The 20,146-nt window shown below is 39.0% G+C and carries 17 protein-coding genes; 15 read left to right on the top strand and 2 right to left on the bottom strand.

All coding sequences use genetic code 11. The features are described 5' to 3' along the window. Window positions 1–269 precede the first annotated feature (269 nt). The 3 genes from acsn021_RS12825 to acsn021_RS12815 all read left to right on the top strand — a co-directional run bounded on the left by acsn021_RS12825 (window position 270) and on the right by acsn021_RS12815 (window position 3,639). Entirely contained in the window at window positions 270–1,238 is a 969-nt protein-coding gene (locus acsn021_RS12825) for a helix-turn-helix domain-containing protein (RefSeq protein ID WP_184088584.1), read from the top strand. A 120-nt stretch (window positions 1,239–1,358) separates the two neighbouring features. Further along, complete coding sequence (locus acsn021_RS12820; RefSeq protein WP_184088587.1) at window positions 1,359–1,706, top strand: TIGR04076 family protein; 348 nt, start codon at window positions 1,359–1,361, stop codon at window positions 1,704–1,706. 298 nt (window positions 1,707–2,004) lie between these two features. Further along, window positions 2,005–3,639 (top strand): vWA domain-containing protein, encoded by a 1,635-nt coding sequence (locus acsn021_RS12815; protein WP_243167738.1) that lies wholly within the window; start codon window positions 2,005–2,007, stop codon window positions 3,637–3,639. A gap of 191 nt (window positions 3,640–3,830) precedes the next feature. On the opposite strand, the gene acsn021_RS12810 is transcribed toward acsn021_RS12815, so the two are convergent. Continuing rightward, the gene (locus tag acsn021_RS12810) at window positions 3,831–4,910 is read right to left on the bottom strand and encodes a glycoside hydrolase family 18 protein (protein ID WP_184088590.1); all 1,080 of its coding nucleotides are present in this window, start codon (window positions 4,908–4,910) and stop codon (window positions 3,831–3,833) included. 345 nt (window positions 4,911–5,255) lie between these two features. After that, complete coding sequence (locus acsn021_RS12805; protein ID WP_184088593.1) at window positions 5,256–6,323, bottom strand: alanyl-tRNA editing protein; 1,068 nt, start codon at window positions 6,321–6,323, stop codon at window positions 5,256–5,258. Between the two features lie 387 nt (window positions 6,324–6,710). On the opposite strand from acsn021_RS12805, the gene acsn021_RS12800 reads away from it, so the two are divergent. The 12 genes from acsn021_RS12800 to acsn021_RS12745 all read left to right on the top strand — a co-directional run bounded on the left by acsn021_RS12800 (window position 6,711) and on the right by acsn021_RS12745 (window position 20,136). Continuing rightward, window positions 6,711–7,838, top strand: a complete 1,128-nt coding sequence (locus acsn021_RS12800; RefSeq protein ID WP_184088596.1) for a 1-propanol dehydrogenase PduQ — start codon at window positions 6,711–6,713, stop codon at window positions 7,836–7,838. A 143-nt stretch (window positions 7,839–7,981) separates the two neighbouring features. Further along, window positions 7,982–10,030: a methyl-accepting chemotaxis protein gene (locus acsn021_RS12795; protein ID WP_184088598.1), complete on the top strand. Its 2,049-nt coding sequence runs from the start codon at window positions 7,982–7,984 to the stop codon at window positions 10,028–10,030. A 348-nt stretch (window positions 10,031–10,378) separates the two neighbouring features. After that, window positions 10,379–10,729: a BMC domain-containing protein gene (locus acsn021_RS12790; protein ID WP_243167739.1), complete on the top strand. Its 351-nt coding sequence runs from the start codon at window positions 10,379–10,381 to the stop codon at window positions 10,727–10,729. 104 nt (window positions 10,730–10,833) lie between these two features. After that, window positions 10,834–11,274, top strand: a complete 441-nt coding sequence (locus acsn021_RS12785) for a EutP/PduV family microcompartment system protein (protein WP_184088600.1) — start codon at window positions 10,834–10,836, stop codon at window positions 11,272–11,274. Between the two features lie 26 nt (window positions 11,275–11,300). After that, window positions 11,301–11,885, top strand: coding sequence for an ANTAR domain-containing response regulator (locus acsn021_RS12780; protein WP_243167740.1), 585 nt, complete (start codon window positions 11,301–11,303; stop codon window positions 11,883–11,885). Between the two features lie 6 nt (window positions 11,886–11,891). Then, window positions 11,892–13,313 carry a sensor histidine kinase gene (locus acsn021_RS12775; RefSeq protein ID WP_184088606.1) on the top strand — a complete coding sequence of 474 codons (1,422 nt, stop codon included), beginning with the start codon at window positions 11,892–11,894 and terminating at the stop codon, window positions 13,311–13,313. 135 nt (window positions 13,314–13,448) lie between these two features. Continuing rightward, the gene (gene eutA / locus acsn021_RS12770) at window positions 13,449–14,885 is read left to right on the top strand and encodes an ethanolamine ammonia-lyase reactivating factor EutA (protein ID WP_184088609.1); all 1,437 of its coding nucleotides are present in this window, start codon (window positions 13,449–13,451) and stop codon (window positions 14,883–14,885) included. A 21-nt stretch (window positions 14,886–14,906) separates the two neighbouring features. Continuing rightward, window positions 14,907–16,277 carry an ethanolamine ammonia-lyase subunit EutB gene (locus acsn021_RS12765; RefSeq protein WP_184088612.1) on the top strand — a complete coding sequence of 457 codons (1,371 nt, stop codon included), beginning with the start codon at window positions 14,907–14,909 and terminating at the stop codon, window positions 16,275–16,277. A 122-nt stretch (window positions 16,278–16,399) separates the two neighbouring features. Next, complete coding sequence (eutC, locus tag acsn021_RS12760) at window positions 16,400–17,287, top strand: ethanolamine ammonia-lyase subunit EutC (protein ID WP_184088615.1); 888 nt, start codon at window positions 16,400–16,402, stop codon at window positions 17,285–17,287. Between the two features lie 167 nt (window positions 17,288–17,454). Beyond that, window positions 17,455–18,105: an ethanolamine utilization microcompartment protein EutL gene (gene eutL / locus acsn021_RS12755; protein ID WP_184088618.1), complete on the top strand. Its 651-nt coding sequence runs from the start codon at window positions 17,455–17,457 to the stop codon at window positions 18,103–18,105. Window positions 18,106–18,138: 33 nt separating this feature from the next. Next, the gene (locus tag acsn021_RS12750; protein WP_184088621.1) at window positions 18,139–18,657 is read left to right on the top strand and encodes a BMC domain-containing protein; all 519 of its coding nucleotides are present in this window, start codon (window positions 18,139–18,141) and stop codon (window positions 18,655–18,657) included. A 3-nt stretch (window positions 18,658–18,660) separates the two neighbouring features. Continuing rightward, the gene (locus acsn021_RS12745; RefSeq protein ID WP_184088624.1) at window positions 18,661–20,136 is read left to right on the top strand and encodes an acetaldehyde dehydrogenase (acetylating); all 1,476 of its coding nucleotides are present in this window, start codon (window positions 18,661–18,663) and stop codon (window positions 20,134–20,136) included. Window positions 20,137–20,146: the final 10 nt, after the last annotated feature.

Raw genomic sequence — 20,146 nt, 5'->3', positions numbered from 1 at the left:
AAGTAATGATGAGCATGCATTTTTTTTAAAAGGAACCTAGAATGTTTTATATGCCTAGTGCTTATGGTATAATGAGTGCATCTCTAATTTATCTTTCAATACCTTCCAGGAATTGTGGTGTCACATTTATGTGATATAATAGTATAAATTAGATACAATTAGACAGAGCTTAGAAGAGAAAAATAAATTAATAGCAAGTAAAATCAAGCCGAAGCCGCTCTAATACTTTATAATAAATGTAGGGTGGTTCAAACGAGGTGAATAGTCGAATGTACGAGTGGCAGAAACAGATTCAAATCATTGTTGATGAAATAGACAATTGTATAAAAGGCTACAAGGATGAAGCTCTAACTCTACGCTTTCTTTCCCATAAACTGGGATATTCCGAGTTTTATACAACGAGGAAATTCAAAGAAATATGTGGCATACAATTTAGGGATTATCTGCGGCATAGAAAATTAGCCTTTGCATTAAAAGAGGTTAGGGATAGCAGTAGGAGCCTTTTAGATATTGCTTTTGATTATGGATTTTCATCGCATGAGGCATTTACAAGAGCTTTTAAAGTGGTCTACAGTGTAACGCCCAGTGAATTTCGGAAAAATCCTAAGCCCGTCGTTCTCCGCACAAAAATAACCACTTTTGACCGCTACTTTTTAGGATTGGGAGAAATCGGTATGATTAAATCAACAGATGATGTTAAGATTTATTTTGTAACCATACCCGCGCACAAATTTTTGCATATTAAAAATTACGAGAGTAACGGTTATTGGGATTTTTGGCGAAAGCAAAATCTTATTCCGGGGCAAGACTATGAGACAATATGCGGCTTGCTGGACAGTATTAAGGGCAAATTAGACGACGACGGCGGGAACGAAGCTAACTGCGGAGGCGGCCAGATTATGGCTTATATGAATGACCCAGGTGGTAGACTTTGCGATTGGGGGATTCCGCGAACAGAGTGTTGGGGTATACGACTCCCTTTTGACTATAAAGGGGAAGTACCCCCACAAATGTTTATGCAAGATGTTCCTAAATCTGAGTATATTGTCTTTGAACATGGGCCATTTGATTATGAGCAGGAAAATTGTAGTGTAGAAGAAAAAATTGAAAAGACAATGGCAGCTTTTAATTTTGCTAAAACCGGTTTCAGTCTTGATACTTCCCCTGGTAGAATAATGTATTTTTATTATGACCCGGAACAGTACTTTAAGTATATCAGACCAGTATGCAAGGGATAAACCTATCCACAACACAATCAAGAAAATGAATGGATTGCTGTTTAAGCAGATCTAGTTTTCTTGAGAGGATAAATTAGAGTGAAAATCTGACTGTGGTAAAGAAAAAATCGGAGGAAAAGGATGAAAAAATGGTATAACGAGGAATATGAGTGGGAAATAGAGGTTGTAGGATTTCTTCGCAGCGACCACACTGAGCGGTATTGCCGAAACGGCGAGGAAGTTGGAGATACATATACCTGTACGTATGGCTGTCCTGTAAATGCAGACGGACAAGGCATTTGCTCCAAAGTAATGATGATGATGTTTCCAATCATGGAAGCGGTTAGAAGTGGCGGAGATTTAGAAAATGTTGGCGGAGATAGCAAATATAGCAAAGAAATCGTATGTCCAGATGGCTGTGTAAAGTTCAGGCTGACGGCAAAGAAACTTAAAAATGAGAATTTTTATAAGGGCAAATTCTTTGACTAATTATATAAAGTTCTAAGTACAAAGAGAAACGATTGTGGCCAATTATGTAAACTTAAAAGAGAATACCTTGCCCATGAGCATATACACTTACATATATCTAGTAAAAGCCACACAATGGCGTGGAAAACCCAATGACGAAAAAACTTGCTCCTAAGTACATATTATAGTTACTCACTTAAATTAGTAAATGTGGAACTATTTGCTAATTTGCTTCGTCTAATCATTACAGAAGCTTAATAATGGGACTTAGATAGAAGAATCCCGTGTACTTAAGATGTATAATAGGAGGAGCGTTAATATGAAGAATAACAGATGGTATCTTGTAACGGTTATTATTTTAGTGCTGGCAATGGGGACTGGTTGTGCAAGTAAGGCAGAAAAAAACAATATTAATTTAGAGACAGTGCGGGAAAGTAATAATACCTCAGAAAGCAGAAATGAGGAAGCCGGAGAGTCTATGTATTGCAAAAAACCTGACTCCGGTTCTGTAGAAATGGACACAATATATTATGAAGAAGATTATTACGAAGAGGAGTATAACAATTATAACACAGAAGAATATAATTCTGTTGAGGAAACCGGTTTTCAAAAGGTATTTGACAGACCACTATCTACCTTTTCCATCGATGTGGATACAGCAAGCTATAGCAATGTAAGACGAATGATTAATGACTATGGCTGGGTAGAACCGGACGCTGTCAGGATTGAGGAACTGCTCAATTATTTTCAATATGATTATAAAAAGCCGGAGGGAAAGAATCCGTTTTCGGTAAATGTCGAATATTCAGATTGTCCATGGAATGATGAAGCCAAACTTATGTTGGTTGGGCTTCAGGCCAAAGACGTTGATATGGAAAAACTTCCAAACTCAAATCTCGTATTCTTATTGGACGTATCTGGTTCTATGAATGAGCCTGATAAACTCCCGTTACTTATAAAAGCATTTACTATGCTGGTTGCCGGTTTATCGGAAAACGATCGCGTATCTATAGTAACTTATGCAGGGGAAGAGGCGGTTGTCTTAGAAGGTGCCAGAGGGAATGAAACTATGAAGATTATATCAGCTCTTAAGAATCTGGAAGCTGGAGGCAGTACGGCAGGTTCTGCTGGTATTGAAAAGGCATATGAACTTGCAAAGGAGTACTTTATAAAGGATGGTAACAATCGTGTGATTCTTGCAACTGATGGTGATTTGAATGTGGGGTTAACCAGTGAAAAAGATTTAACCGCGCTTATCAGAGAAAAAAGAAAAGCAGGCATCTTTTTATCTGTACTTGGTTTTGGAACTGGAAATATTAAGGACAATAAGATGGAAGCACTTGCTGATAATGGAAATGGAAATTATGCATACATCGATTCGGAACTAGAAGCTAAAAAAGTTCTGGTAGAAGAGCTTGGGGGTACGTTATTTACTGTAGCAAAAGATGTTAAAATACAAGTTGAGTTTAACCCAGAGGAAGTAGAAAGCTACCGCTTAATTGGATACAGTAATCGCAGACTGGAAGACCAAGAGTTTGAGGATGATTTAAAAGATGCCGGTGAAGTTGGAGCAGGTCATAGCGTGACTGCGTTATACGAAATTCTCCCGACAGGTGGAGAGAGTACAGGGAGCAGAAGCTTAAAGTATCAAGCTACCTCCGTGTTAAGCAGCGATGAAATTGCTACAGTAAATCTACGATATAAAGAACCGGATGGAGATACAAGTAAATTACTTTCTATTCCTGTCAGCAAGGAAATATATAGTACTAAAATGCCGGATAACCTTGCCTTTGCAAGTTCAGTTGCTGCCTTTGGCATGTTGCTCTCAGAAAGTGATTATAAAGGCGCGGCTGACTATGATATGGTTCTTTCTATGCTGAACAGGCTTGATTTGAAGAAAGATTCCTATAAAGAAGAATTCCGCCTGCTGGTTCATTTAGTGAAACAATACTAAAGAGATAGTAAAGACTAATTTAATTATAGAATTGTATTAAGAAGCTTCATGATAGTTCCTTATCAAATGATTGATGAAATGGTGGTGCGTTCCTATATCGGCAGCAACGCTTTCTATCTGTTAATTGCAGGAAAATCATGAAGCTTCTTTTTAATGTAACTATTTTGTGTTTTATTAGGTATCAGATATCTTTAATCTTGCAGATTTTTATAGATGGTGTCTAACAGTATTTGATTATAGTCCTGGCTGAGCTCCCAAATCATGACACCACCCAGGTTTTTCTCCTTTATGTACTTTGCCTTATCCGTAACGGACTTAGTGTTTTCATAAGTAATAAAGTCAGAGCCGTTATACAGCCAGGGAACTTTGGAAGCCTTATGAAAATACTCTGTATAATCGGGGTTTGTCAGGTAATCCTTATAGATTGTTTGAAAGCTGATTGCCGTACCACTTTTATAGAGCTGGTACAGTCCCTTATTTGTGTTGTTAGAAACAATATAACGATAACCGTAAAAAGGAATTCCCATGACCAGCTTTTCTTTTGGAAAACCGGCATTTAACCATACTGTAATACTAGAATCCACACTCCAGATGTTTTGGCCTTTTGGAGTATCTGTATTGTTAAAAAGAGGAGCATTAAAATTCGCATACTGTTCCCAGGGACCATGGATATCATAAGACATTACGCTGGCATAATCAACATATCTATGGAGTTTAGATAGTTCCACATTGTTTACATACCAGTTTCCGGAACCTCCTGCAAAGCTTAAGAGATATGTCTTACCTGTTTTAGCACTTTTCGCGTTTAACTTTTCTCGTAACTTCTTTAGGAGCAGTGTAAAGTTCTGTTTGTCTTTAGGACTTGCATTTTTTGGTATAAGGCCGCCACTCACAGGATATTCCCAATCAATATCAAGACCATCAAAGCCATACTTGTTAAGAAAGGCCACACAACTATCAGCAAACTTTGTTCTGGAGGCATCTGTCTTAGCTACTTCTGAGAATCGTCCTGACCATGACCATCCACCGACAGAAATTAATATCTTAAGATTCGGATTTGATTTCTTTAGACTTTGCAGCTCTTTTATATTACTTTCGTCTACTTCAGGATAACCGAGACTAATGGTAAGATTATTACTGATATTGGCAAAGGCGTAGTTAATATGGGTTAGTTTATCAACAGGTATTTTTTCTGGCCCATATCCTGCATATTTTGCCCAGGCAGGGTAGTAACCAATAATTCTTTCAGCTTCTTTTTTTTCTGCCTCCACGATAAGGGTATTGCTGCGGAAGTGAATACTTTTCGTATCCTCTTTATGTATGTACCTGGTTAAATAAATGAAAGCGGTAAGAAGCAGAAGCAGTACGATAATTACAATCCGTGTATTTTTCTTTATTTCTTCATCCTCCTTGGCAGTTTTATAACAATAACTCTTATTTATAAGCAGAGTATATTGCTATAATCTTAATAAAACGATATTTACAATATTTCTAGTTGGCATACATGATTAAAAATATATGCCATGCACTAATTATAATATAAAATTACTATATATCGCATTATATAAAAGCTGGAAGAAGTATCTTTAAAAATACATGCATAATAATTCTCTTTGTTAAAGGATACTAGATGACGTTATAAGGCTATCGTTGGTGTTTATAAAGTGAATTGCCTTAAAAAATCTATGGCATACCTTTTGACAACGCTCTGTTAGAAGGTTCCCATAGGAACGTAAAAGTGCCGGAGATATATCATTGTCGAATATAATGTAGCTGTCATCTGCCGGAATGCGTTCTGCTTTATAAATTAAAAGCTGTTTCTGCAGATTGAAAAGAGTAAGCTTTAAATCTGCATTTTCATCCTTTAATTTTTTCACAGCATCTTGTACTTCATAGAGTTTTGCAGACAATAGATTAGAGATTTCAGATACACTGGATTCTTTTTTATTATAATCCTGTAATGCACGGTTGCCACTGAGCATAGTTATTCTGACACCGCCTTTATACTTCTGGCAGGATATAAGTTTAATACACCCGATTTCTCCTGTATATTTTACATGCGGCGCACAACAGGCGCATACATCTGCCTCAGGTATGGTTACAATTCGTACGTTACCAGTTAGTTCTTTTTTGCTGCGGTATTCCATTTCTTTAAGCTTACCGGCGGATGGAAATTCTATTTTAACAGGTACATTAGAATAAATACATTGATTGGCCAGCCATTCAATATTCCTAATATCGTTCTCTGAAAGAACACCGTTAAAATCAATTGTGATTGCGTCCGTACCCATGTGAAAACCCACGTTGTCAAACCCATAATTTTTATGAACAAGTCCTGATACAATATGCTCTGCCGTGTGATGCTGCATCAAGTCAAACCGCCTGTTCCAGTCGATTTCCCCGGTAACCTCGGCACCAACAGTTAAAGGTGCTGTAACCGTGTGATATATAACTCCCTCTAATTCTTGAACATCTATGACCTCCGCGGCTCCTAATATACCTATATCACTGGGTTGTCCGCCGCCTTCGGGGAAAAATGCAGTAGCGTTTAGTACCACCTGGTAAAGATGTTTTTCCTTAGTGGATGTTTGCTCGGAACAAGAAACTACCTTTGCCTGAAAGCACTTTATGTAACTATTTTCATTATATAACTGCATGGTTTCTTGATGTTTATCTTCTTTCAAAATATTCACCTCTTATTATACTCATAATGGGAGTAATAACCTTTCTGAATGCCTCAACAAAACTTTGCATTACTTTTATTATAATATAACAGAACTACATGAAATTTTCAAACACGCTGGAAACAGATAGGTACAGTATAAGAAAAAGAACATGGAAATATTATATGGAATCTTATGTTATTAAAGCATATATATTGACATGCCAAATATGTAATGTTATAATTTTAACAAAAACAAAGTGATTTACTACGACGCAGTAGTTTATTATTTGATGTGGTGCAGCATCTTGAATTTTTAGATTCAAGGTGTTTTTTCTTTTTTTGGGGACGAAACCTGTTATTTTTGAAAGCCAATCATTATTTAAAACAAAAGAAAGCGGGGAATGAAATGAAAAGTTTTAGTGTCAGTACTAAAATTGTAATGGGTAGTGAAGGTATGATGGAAATCTTTCAGGGAATGCAGAAGGTATTGATAGTAACGGATAAATTCATGCAGGATTCTGGAAAAGTATCCTATGTGACAAAGGTTTTAGAAGAAAGTAATATTGAATATGAAATATTTTCTGAGGTAAAGCCGGATCCGGATATAGATACGGTAGCAAAGGGAGCGGCAAGAATATTAGAATTTAAACCCCAAGCTGTTATAGCTTTTGGCGGCGGTTCTCCTATAGATGCAGCTAAAGCAATTCTTTATTTTGCCACACGGAAGCAAAATAACTCGAATTGCAAATTTGTAGCGATACCGACAACCAGCGGGACGGGTTCGGAAGTGACACGTTTTGCTGTTATAAGCGATAAGGCTAAGAATGCAAAATATCCGCTGGTGGAAGATAGTCTTTTACCAGACTATTCTGTTCTTGAACCTGAGTTAATAGTAAGTGTACCACCATCGGTTACAGCCGATACAGGAGTTGATGTTCTGACACATGGAATAGAAGCTATGGTGGCTAATAATGCCAATGACTTTACAGATGCAGCGGCAGAAAAAGCAATACGGCTTGTAAGGGATAACCTGATAAAAGCTTACGAGAACCCAGGAGATTTAGCGGCCAGAGAACATATGCATAATGGTTCTTGTCTGGCTGGGATTGCTTTTAGCAATTCGGGTCTTGGTCTTAACCATGGAATGGCACATACTCTGGGTGCTCATTTTCATATTCCTCACGGTAGGGCAAACGGAATTCTACTACCCTTTGTCATAGCCTTTAATACAGATTGGGAGGATGAGAGTCAGGAATGTTATAAAAAGTACCATGAAGTTGCTAAAATATTGAAAGTTGAGAGTTATACCGTGAAGCAGAGCAGCAAAAACCTTATAAATTTTATCAGAAAACTCCTTGCTAAATTACAGGTACCTGCTACAATTAAAGAAGCAGGTGTTTCAGAAGAGGATTTTAAGGCAGTACTGGATGATATGGTAAAAGCAGCTTTAGCGGACAGATGTACTGGAACCAATCCTAGAAACTGTACCTATGAGGAAGTAAAAAAATTGTTCCAAAAGGCATATTACGGTTGATAAATTATAAAAACAATAGGAGGTATTGCTTACTCATAATATATAAAGAAAAAGGATTACATGATATTTATAAGAAATATAAAAATAATTGATTTTCATACTTATAATCGGGGTTATATTTTACTATGAAGGGATAAATGGATATGTTTAAGAAAAGAAAGTACATAAGAAGCAAATTTATGCTGGGCCTGTTACCAACGGTGGTTGTTGCATTTCTTGTTATGGCTGTTATTGTTGCTGCCAGTGCAAGAACAATCATATCTAACGAAATATCTGAAAAGGCGGAGGCACAGGTAGAACTGGCAAAAAGCGAAATCAGCGGTCACCTCTCTGTCCATGAAAAACTGCCGCTTAGTCTGGCAGAAACAGTAGAAGCATTGTCAATACAGATAGATCGTAAGGATTCGTACGCCGAATTGGTTCAAAAAGTAGTGGACTCTAATCAGGATACGGTTGCAGTTGGTATATTTATGGCTGATAAGTATGATGGAACTTATTTCTGTCCTTATGCATTTAAGACTGGGAATACAGTGAATTATACGGAAGATTATTTCGTAGATAATACAAAGGAACCGTGGTATAGGATTGCTGAAACAACGGATTCCATTGCCTGGTCTGAGCCTTATTTTGATAATGTAATTGCTGTAACTATGGTGACAGCTACAGCACCAATCAAAGATTCAAACGGAAAACTAATTGGTGTGGCTACCGGAGATTTGAATTTTACCAATATTCAGGATTTTGTTGCAGGAGTAAAAGCCGGGAAAAGCGGTCATGCTATGCTGATTTCAAAGGAAGGTTTTTATTTAAGCCGAGGAAAAGCAGAGGGAGCGGATGCTGGTGGAGCGATAACAAACATCACTGAGGATGAGAATGTATCTTTAGCGGCACTTGGAAAAGAAGCAATTACAAGGCTTAATGGAGAAGGGTTTTATACTGATGATAATGGCAAAAATATTGTGTATTATACGCAGATTCCGGAGACGGAATGGATTGTTTTATTATCCATACCGGAAAGTGAAATAAATGATTCCGTTGACGATATGATTGCTAAAATCGTTTGGGTCACACTCCTTACTCTGATAGTATTAGTGATTCTTGTAGGATTGATTTGTAAAGGTATTACAAGACCACTAAAGCCATTACAAAAAGACATTGATGCAGTTGCAAAAGGAGACTTTACAAGGAAGATTAAAGTAGATTCTCTTGATGAAATCGGCAATATATCTTCAGCAGTTAATGTAATGGCTTTAGAACTTAGAAAAATAATGGGAGAAATTTTAGAATCTGCTTCCACAGTTGCGTCTACTTCCGAGGAATTAGAGGCATCAGCCTTTCAAAATAGTCAAGCGTCTGAGCAAGTGGCTTCTGAAATCTCAGGTATCTCAGAAAAGAATATAGAGGTTACCCAGGTTAGTCAGGAACTAAACCAGGTTATTGATTCTGTAAGAAATAATGCACAAAGGATAGGTAAACAAATGATTACCGTGACAGATGCTCTGTCTGGTGCCAATAAAGAGTCTGAGAAGGGAGGGCAGTCTGTTAAGCTTCTGATAGATGCTATGAATCAGGTTTTTACGGATATCAGTAATCTATCCTTAGTTATGGTCAAACTCATGGATAAGTCTCGTTATATTAATCAGGTTGCAGCTACGATTCAGGAGATTTCCAGTCAAACGAACCTTCTTGCTTTAAATGCCTCTATAGAAGCTGCCAGAGCAGGAGATGCAGGAAAAGGATTTGCGGTTGTTGCGGAGGAAATATATAAACTAGCGGAACAGTCTTTAACATCTGCAGACGACATTTCAAAAATCATAGCTGAAGTTAACAGGGAATCAGAGAATGCCAATTTGTCCACAGATACACTTGTTACTTCCATAGGCAATAGCAGAATTGCTTTGCAGGAGGTGGAGAATGCATTTGGAAGAATTGTTACAGGTGTAACTGAAATCAATCGGTTGGTTCATGACGCAGAACAAGTTACGAAAGAAATCGGACAATCTGCTGATTATGCAGACAGTTCTGCCATGAGATTGACCGGACTTACAGAGGCTTCTGGGGAACAGACAGTATCCATCGCCGCTGCGGCGGAGGAACAATTAGCCTCCGTGGAGGAACAAACATCAGCTACCGCCAATCTTGCTCAAATTGCAGAAGAATTAAAGGAAAAAGTGGGCAAGTTTCAAATATAATCTACATAATCTTTTATCCGAAGGGGGCTATCCTCACTTCGGATAAAAGAAACAACTATTTATAAAACCATTCATGGCATAAGGTGATTACATAACGAAATAAAATTTAGTATAAATAGATAGATTATAGTTAAATTCATCAAAAATGTCATTTTTTTTAAAAAATTATTATATATAATTGACAAAGCGGTGAAAAGATGTTAAAATAATTATGATATTAATTTCATATAAGGATGTGCGACGTTAGTACTCCGTATTATGAGTAAGAGTGATGGAACTCCTCAGGTATGTACCTAGGAGTTTTTTATGTGCATTTTTACAATTAAAAGGAAAGGCGGAGGATGACCTTTGAATGAATTTGAAAGTAAGACAAGAATAATACAGGAATTTGTTCCTGGAAAGCAGGTTACCTTAGCGCATGTGATTGCCAACCCAGTGGATTCTTTATATGCCAAGATGGGATTGATTGATGGTAAGGGGTCGGTTGGAATATTTACCATTACCCCGAGTGAAGGGGCAATTATTGCTGCAGATGCTGCTAGTAAAGCAGCAGATGTAAACATCGGATTTGTAGACCGTTTTAACGGTTCTTTGGTTATTACCGGAGATTTATCAGCAGTAGAAGCTGCACTTCATGATGTAATGCATATCCTTTGTGATGAAATGGGATTTTCACCTACAGTAATAACGAAATCCTAACAGGGTTCTCTTATGCTACGTATACAGGCATTAAAAGTGCTGCTATTTATAAAAAGTACTGGTGCAAAGAATCCATGTGCTAAGGCACATAGTTAGGAGGCGTTATGAAGTCAAATAAAAAAGTCATACTAATTGGCCGCACGCAGGCAGGTAAAACAACCTTGTGTCAATATATAAGCCAGAAGGATTTAGTGTACCATAAAACCCAGACAGTACAGGTTGTAAATGGAAACATGATTGATACACCGGGAGAATATCTGGAAAGAAAACAGTACCGCGGAGCACTTATGGTAACATCTGTAGATGCAGATGTAATATTGTTTGTACAGGACCCGACAGAAAATGGTACTTGTTTCCCACCGGCCTACGCAGGTTCATTTGCCAAACCTTCTATTGGAATTATAACTAAGTGCGATATTGCTACTAAGGAACAGCTTAAGGAAGCCGAAAAATACCTACAGATGGCGGGGGTAAAGCAAGTCTTTATTACCAGCAGTGTAAAAGGCATTGGATTTGAGGAACTGTTTGAATACTTAGACGCTTAAGATTTCTATAAAGGATGGATAAGAAGTTGGGAAAAAACGAAACGAGTATCGTAATAATCGACGACGAACCTATTACAAGAATGGATTTGCGGGAAATGCTAAAAGGGGAAGGATACCAGATTCTAGGAGAGGCAGCAGATGGGTTTGATGCCATAGAGCTTTGCAGGCAGAAAACACCGGATTTGGTTTTAATGGATATTAAAATGCCATTACTGGACGGGCTTTCTGCGGCTAAAATTATCTATGAAGAGAATCTTGCAGGTACTATAATTCTGCTAACTGCCTATAATGAGAGAGAATTTGTCAATGGGGCCAAGCAAAATGGAGTAAGTGGGTATTTGATTAAGCCCATAGAAGAAACACTTCTCATACCTAATATTGAGCTTGCCGTTGCCAGAAGTATGGAAATGCGTAAGTTAAAAGAGAATTACGAAAAGGTCTCGGAAAGGTTAGAAAATAGAAGGATTATTGAGCAGGCCAAGGGTGTCGTTATGAAAGACAGAAGTATATGTGAGCAGGAAGCCTATGAATATATCCGTAAGTTAAGCCAACTTAAAAATATATCTATGAAGCGTGTGTCAGAAATTATTTTAACAAACGCAGGAGCGTAGGTGAGTATGGATCGAGTTGAAGAGCTTTGCAGGAAATTTACTGACTTAAATGATGATGAAATCATGAATATCCGCATGATGGCAAATATGTTACAGCCTCTGGCAAATCTGGAGGATGCGGATATATTTGTGGATTGTCCTTGTAAGGATGGAGATGCCATTGTAGTAGCAGAAGCTAAGCCTTCAGGGGTTCCTTCCGCCTATCAAAACAGCGTGGTAGGCATGTTTGCAAAATATGAAAATGAGCCTGCTGTTTCAAGGACCCTGTGCCTTGGAATTAGTACCAAACATATGAAGGCACTTACCCAGGAAAGCACACATGTTGTCCAGTCAGTGGAGCCGATTAACTTCGGAGAACGAACAATTGGTGCATTAATCAGGGAAAAGAGGCTGGATGAGAAATACGTTGCCAGCAAGCGGCTCCACTTGTCTAGAAAAAACTTTGAAAAAATGGCAGATGCCATTTCTAATATTGGTGATGAAAATTCATGGTTGACGGAATATATCGAGGAAGGTCTCTTGCTCATTAGCAAAGAAGGACGTGTCACCTTCCGTAATACGGTAGCAAAAGAATTATATAAAAATCTTGGTTATGTGGAAGATGTACTTGGTCAGGTATATGAGAATATTTGTCTGGTTAGAACAGAGATAAAGGGACATAAGAATATGTATGCCTTTGCAGAGACAACCGTTGGCAAACACACTTTATGTATTCGACATGTGAAGCTAGATAAGGAGGACACGTATCTGGCGGTAGTAATCCGCGATATAACATGGATGAAAGAACAAGAAAAAGAATTGATATTAAAATCAGTTGCAATTAAGGAAATGCACCACAGGGTCAAAAACAATCTGCAAACAATAGCTTCACTCTTAAGGTTGCAATCAAGGCATTGTGATAGCGAAGAGACAAGAAGGGTTCTGGCTGAGACATTAGAGAGGATACTTGCGATTTCAGCAACCCATCAGCTGTTGGCTCAAAATGGTGTGGATCAGGTTAAAATCGGAGAAGTCTTAATGACTATACGTAATAATACCCTTCGATATTATGCAACTCCTGGTTTTGACATAGATTTTGAAATAGAAGGAGATGATTTTGAAGTGGATTCAGATGTTTCTACTTCCGTAGCCCTTGTGGTGAATGAATTACTCCAAAATTCATTAAAGTATGCTTTTATAGACCGGGACGAAGGACGGGTAAAGATTATAGTTACAAAAGGAGTACTATATTCAAGTATACGAATCATAGATGATGGCTCGGGATTTGATGTAGAGCGGGTAGATGAGAACGGCTTAGGGTTAAATATCGTAAAGGCCTTGATTAAGGACAGGCTTAGGGGGTCTTTAGATATAAAATCATCCGAAGAGGGTACCTGTGTTAGCTTTCAGTTTATAAACCAGACAATTGATATAACCAATGTGACGTAACATTGGTTATGAAAACCGTGCGTTGTAGCCCGGAAGTGTAGAAATAAAATTCTGCACCTCCGGGCTTTTTGTATTTCAAGGAAAAAATATACGGATAAAGGAAATAAAGGTTTTACCGGAAAGGAAGTTAAGATTATGCAGGAAATAATCTTTAGTGTAGGTATTGATATTGGTACCTCTACTACCCAGTTGATATTCAGCCGACTTACGATTGAAAACCTTGCCAGCAGTTACACAGTCCCCAGAATTTCTATTGTGAAAAAAGAAGTGGTGTATCGAAGTAAAATATATTTTACACCGTTAAAATCTTTGACAGAGATTGATGCACCTGAGATTGAAAAGATAGTCAGACAAGAATATCAGGATGCGGGTATGACACCGGAAATGTTAAAGACGGGAGCAGTAATTATAACCGGTGAAACAGCCAGAAAGCAAAATGCAAATCAGGTATTAGAAAGACTGAGTAGCTTGGCAGGGGATTTTGTTGTTGCCACAGCTGGTCCGGATTTAGAGTCTGTGTTGTCTGCCAAGGGGGCTGGAGCGGACAAATTGTCTGAAGAGAACAGAAGTATTGTGGTAAATCTGGATATCGGAGGCGGTACCAGTAACTTAGCCCTCTTCGAGAAAGGAAGATTAAAAGGAACCTCCTGCTTAGATATTGGAGGCAGATTGATAAAAGTGGCAGATGGGCGTGTTACTTATATTTATAAAAAAGTAAAAGAACTCGCAAAAAAGCATAATATTCTGATTGAGGAAGGAGAAGAAGCACAGATAGAAAAGCTTAAAAAAATCTGCAACCTTATGGCAGACCAGCTTGCACAGGCAGTAGGCTTAATGGAAAAGGATGACTTTCATCAGGAAATGTATACCAACAAAGGTAGAGCCCTTACAACAGAGTTTACCATAGATGGCTTTACCTTCTCGGGAGGAGTAGCTGACTACATATATAATATGGCAAAAGACGATTGGTTTTGCTATGGGGATATTGGACTTCTTTTAGGGAATGCAATACAGGAGAATGTGTACTTTAATAAAAAAGACAGATTTGCGGCTGTTGAAACAATAAGAGCTACAGTGGTTGGGGCAGGCACACATACTACAGAAGTCAGTGGAAGTACCATTACTTATAAAAGAGAAAAGCTGCCTATAAAAAACATGCCTGTGTTAAAAGTGCCGGAAGAGACAGAAGAAAGGGAAGACCTGACAGAATTAAAGGACTCTATAAAAAATAAGATTCCGTTATTTTATGGAGATGGGAAACCTGAGCAGCTAGTCATTGCCTTATCTGGTAAATATCATACTAGTTTTGTTAAAGTTCAGGCATTGGCAGCCGCTGTTATAGAAGGAGGAAAGGATATAATTATTTCCGACCATCCGCTGGTTATTGTTGTTGAGAATGACATAGGTAAAGTTCTTGGCAATGCATTAAACGTAATGCTTATGGGCAGAAAGGATGTGATATGCATAGATGGAATCCATGCCGGCGACGGTGATTACCTTGACATTGGAGAGCCTATAGCGGGCGGGCGCGTGGTACCGGTGGTAACAAAGACGCTAATATTTAATTCATAATAAAAGAAAGAGGTGAAGTACTTGATTCTCAAAACAAAATTATTCGGACATACCTATGAGTTCAAATCTCTGCGAGAGGTCATGGCAAAAGCAAATGAAGAAAAATCTGGTGATAAACTGGCAGGAATCGCGGCAGAATCTGCAGAGGAAAGGGTAGCAGCAAAAGTAGTACTTTCTCATATTACACTTGAGGATTTAAGAAACAATCCTGCAGTACCTTATGAGGAAGATGAAGTAACAAGAATTATACAAGATGATGTAAATGAGACGATTTATAGTGAAATAAAAAGCTGGACAGTAGCACAGTTTCGCGAATGGATATTAGATTCAAAGACAGACGGCGTAATGATACGCCGTATATCCAGAGGAATTACCAGTGAAATGGTTGCAGCAGTCTGCAAAGTAATGAGCAATATGGACTTAATCTACGGAGCAAGTAAGATAAGGGTAACAGCTCATTGTAATACAACTATTGGTCTTCCGGGAACCTTTTCCGCTAGATTACAGCCAAACCACACGACAGATAATCCAAAGGGAATTATTGCTTCTACTATGGAAGGCTTTAGCTTAGGGGTAGGTGATGCTGTACTGGGTCTAAATCCGGTTGACGATTCCGTAGAAAGCGTAGCTAGAATCTTAAAGAGCTTTGATGAATTTAAGAATAAATGGGAAATACCGACACAGGTTTGTGTTCTTGCACATGTTACAACACAGACAGAAGCTGCAGATAAATTCAATGCACCTATTGATTTAATGTTTCAATCAATTGCCGGCTCACAAAAAGGTAATGAAGCTTTCGGACTAACTGCTAAAATGTTAGAAGAAGGACAGAAGATGATGTTAAGTAAGGGTACCAGTACCGGACCGAATGTAATGTATTTTGAAACAGGACAAGGCTCTGAGCTTTCTTCAGAAGCTCATCATGGATGGGACCAGGTTACTATGGAAGCCAGATGCTATGGTTTTGCTAAACGTTATCAGCCATTTCTGGTTAATACCGTAGTGGGATTCATAGGGCCGGAATATCTGTATGATTCAAAACAGGTAATCCGCGCAGGCTTAGAAGATCATTTTATGGGTAAATTAACTGGATTGCCTATGGGGTGTGATGCATGCTATACCAACCATATGAAAGCAGATCAGAATGATATCGAGAATTTGGCAATGCTGTTAGCAAGTGCAGGATGTAACTATATTATGGGTGTACCGCAGGGTGATGACTGTATGCTTATGTATCAGTGTACTGGATACCACGAAACAGCTGCGATTCGTGAAATCCTTGGACTTCGACCTATCAAAGAGTTTGAACAATGGATGGAAAAAATGGGATTTATGGAAAATGGTAAATTAACAAAACTTGCCGGAGACGCATCCGTGTTCATGAGCAAATAGGAAGGAGGTTGTAAGGTTGAAAGAAAATATAAAAGTAGAAAGGATGCCACACAGCCATTCTTTCAACCTGTTCTATTTGTGGCAGTATTGCAGCTAACCTGCAATATGCAACGGGTGTAAAGATGAATGAGAATGACTTAAGAAAAATCATTGAGCAGGTTCTGGAAGAAATGAATGGCCAGGGCAAAGAGCCGGGAGCAGTTATTGAAGAAGTGAAAAAGACAGTAGCACAAACGGTAGTAGAGGAGGGCTTCATACCAGATATTACTGAGGTGGATATAAGAAAGCAATATCTAGTAGAGGCACCTGTGAATGGAGAAGCGTATTATGAGTTAAAGCAAAATGCACCATGCCGCTTAGGAATTGGACGAGCAGGAGCTAGATATAAAACAGATCCGCTGCTTCAGTTCCGTGCTGCCCACTCCGCAGCACAGGATGCAGTGTTTTCTGACGTTGACCAGGATTTTATTGATAATATGGGGCTATTCACTGTACAGAGTCAGTGTGACAGTAAGGATGTATATTTAACCAGACCGGACCTTGGCAGAAAATTGACAGAGGATGGTGCTAAAGTTGTAGCTGAAAAATGCAAAAAGAACCCTACCGTACAAATTTATGTGTCGGATGGTTTAAGTTCTGCGGCAGTTGCAGCAAATGTAGGCGATATTCTCCCAGGTATTTTGCAGGGGCTAAAGAGTTATGGAATAGAAACAGGAACTCCCTTTTTTGTAAAATACGGAAGGGTAGGTGTTATGGATCAGGTTTCAGAAATAACAGGAGCCGAAGTTACTTGTGTTTTAATTGGAGAAAGGCCAGGTCTTATTACGGCAGAGTCCATGTCCGCATATATAGCATACAAAGCCACTGTGGGTATGCCGGAAGCTAGAAGAACGGTTATATCTAATATTCACAGAGCAGGAACCATTCCTGCAGAGGCAGGTGCACATATCGCAGAAGTAATTAAAATCATGCTGGATAAAAAAGTAAGCGGTACGGAATTAAAGCTATAGTTATTCGAAGCAAAGATATATTAAGTTTTGTAATCATTAGTCCTGTTATATTAGGAAGCTTAGTTGGAAGAAAATAATAAAAAAGAAAGGACGCCACAACACATTCTTTCGACATGTTTTATGTGGCAGTATCGTAAGTTTACCTGCGATATGCAATGGGTATAGAGATGAAAAGAGATCCAGTAAGAGCAAGTGTCCTTGCGACAAAAATTATTCCCAATGTTAGTCCTGAGTTGGCAAGAGAATTGAAGTTGGCACCAGATCAAAAATCCTTAGCTTTAATTACTGCTGACTGTGATGATGTAACCTATACAGCTTTGGATGAAGCAACAAAGAAAGCGGTTGTTTCGGTGGTATATGCTAAAAGTTTTTATGGTGGTGCAGCGAATGCCAATACAAAGCTTGCCGGAGAAGTAATTGGTATACTTGCCGGACCCAATCCGGCAGAAGTAAAAAGTGGTTTGGAAGCTGCGGTTGATACCATTGAAAGAGAAGCCTATTTTGTCTCTGCCAATGAGGATGATAGCATTGCCTATTATGCGCACTGTATATCAAGAACCGGAACATATCTTTCAGAAAGTGCAGGCATCCGAGAGGGTGAGGCATTGGCCTACTTAATTGCACCACCTCTTGAAGCTATGTATGGAATTGATGCGGCACTAAAGGCAGCCGATGTAACTCTTTGTGTGTTATATGCACCACCATCAGAAACTAACTTTGGTGGCGCTCTACTTACCGGAAGTCAGTCAGCCTGCAAGGCAGCGTGTGAAGCCTTTGCCGCAGCTGTGGAATTTGTTGCAGAAAACCCCAGAGTGTAGTTCAAAATTAGCAAGAAAGGATGTTACAACTAGATGAAAGCTTTAGGTATGATTGAGGTTTATGGATACTTAACAGCGGTAGCAGCGTTAGACAGCGCTCTAAAAGCAGCGGATGTGCATTTATTAGATTTGACACTGGTAAAAGGCGGTTATGTGACGGTTCTTATAACTGGTGATGTAGGTGCTGTTAAGGCTGCAATCGACGCTTCCTCTTCCTATGCAAAAAACCTTGGAACGGTACTTTCTGTTCATGTCATACCAAGACCGGAGGACTCTGTTGAAGAAATGCTACGGCAGGTAAAAGGCGGCAAAGAAAAGGAAGAGCTAGGGACATTAGAAGTAAAAAATGACCAAAAAAGAAATTCAGAGACGGAAAATAGCCGGTTACAAACGGAATACGCTAAAGAGGTTTTAGAGGGTATGACCGTAGAAAGCTTAAGAAATCTTGCACGTAAACTTGGCATTACCAATCTGACACGAAAGGAAATCAAGTATGCAAATAAAAAGCAATTGATTGAGTCCATTCGCAGTTTCTTAGAACAGGAGAGATAATTTATGCAATTATATGATAAAGATCTGCTGTCAGTACAGGAGGTCCGGGACTTAGTAGAGAAAGCAAAGCTTGCCCAGGAGGAACTGAGTCAGTTAAGCCAGGAGGGGGTTGACAGAATTGTTAAGTCAATCGCTGATGCAGGAATTCGCAACGCAAGACGTCTTGCAGAACTTGCTAATAAGGAAACGGGCTTTGGTATTGTAGAAGATAAAATAGTTAAAAACGTATTTGCAAGCAAAGGAGTCTATGAGCATATAAAAGATATGAAAACTATTGGCGAGGTGGACAAGGATGAAGAAAAGAAAATCCGTTCCATTGCAGTTCCGGTAGGAGTAATTGCCGGGATAGTTCCTTCCACCAATCCGACCTCTACGGTTTTATATAAAGCAGAGATTGCGATAAAAGCCGGTAATGCAATTATATTCTCACCACATCCTAGTGCACTTAAATGTATCCTTGAGACAGTAAAGGTTATACGTCAGGCCATTGCTGAAGTGGGAGGAAATGAAAATCTCGTTGGTTGTATTACAATCCCCACTATGCAGGCAACGGATAATCTAATGAAACATCCGGATATATCATTAATCCTAGCTACCGGAGGTTCTGCCATGGTGCGGGCTGCTTACTCTTCCGGTACCCCGGCTATTGGTGTAGGTCCCGGAAATGGACCTTCCTATATAGAAAAAACCGCAGACTTAAAGCTGGCGGTAAAACGTATTATGGATTCCAAAACCTTTGATAACGGTACTATTTGTGCCTCTGAGCAATCAGTAGTATGTGATAACGCTATGGCAGAGGAAGTACAAAAGGAAATGGAAAGACAGGGAGCATACTTCTTGTCACCGGAAGAAAAAATACAGCTTGGTCGATTCATTCTCCGTGCTAATGGAACCATGAATCCGGTTATCGTAGGTAAGAGTGTACAGACCATTGCTGAACTTTCCGGTTTAAGCATCCCAAAAGACAGAAAAGTTATTGTGGCAAAAGAAGACGGTATCGGTATGGGACATCCCTATTCCAATGAAAAGCTTGCGCCAATTCTAGCTTTTTATACAGAAGATAATTATGAAAAAGTATGTGAATTAGTACAAAAGATTCTGCATTATGAAGGAGCGGGGCACACCTTTAGTATGCATACACAGGATGAGAGTATTGTAGAATACTTTGCAAAGCGAATTCCCGCGTCACGTATTTTGATAAATACTCCTAGTGCATTGGGCGGGATTGGCGGTTCTACCGGACTTATGCCCTCACTCACCCTTGGCTGCGGTGCGATCGGCGGAAGTGCAACTTCGGAAAACGTAGGACCGATGCACCTGCTAAACTTAAAATATGTAGCATACGGACTTAGGGAAATGGAACAAATCCGTGGTGATGTACCGGTAAAGACGGAGTGTACTTCCGGAATAATTGATTTAAAAGATATACCAGTAGATGAGATTGTTAAAAAAATAATAGAGCGGTTACAGTCCGCATAATTTAAGGAGG

Origin of the sequence: Anaerocolumna cellulosilytica (assembly GCF_014218335.1) — a bacterium.
In the GTDB taxonomy this organism is placed as follows: Bacteria; Bacillota; Clostridia; order Lachnospirales; family Lachnospiraceae; genus Anaerocolumna; species Anaerocolumna cellulosilytica.
Note: the sequence above shows the minus strand (reverse complement) of the source record. Positions and strands in the feature narration are given on the sequence as shown.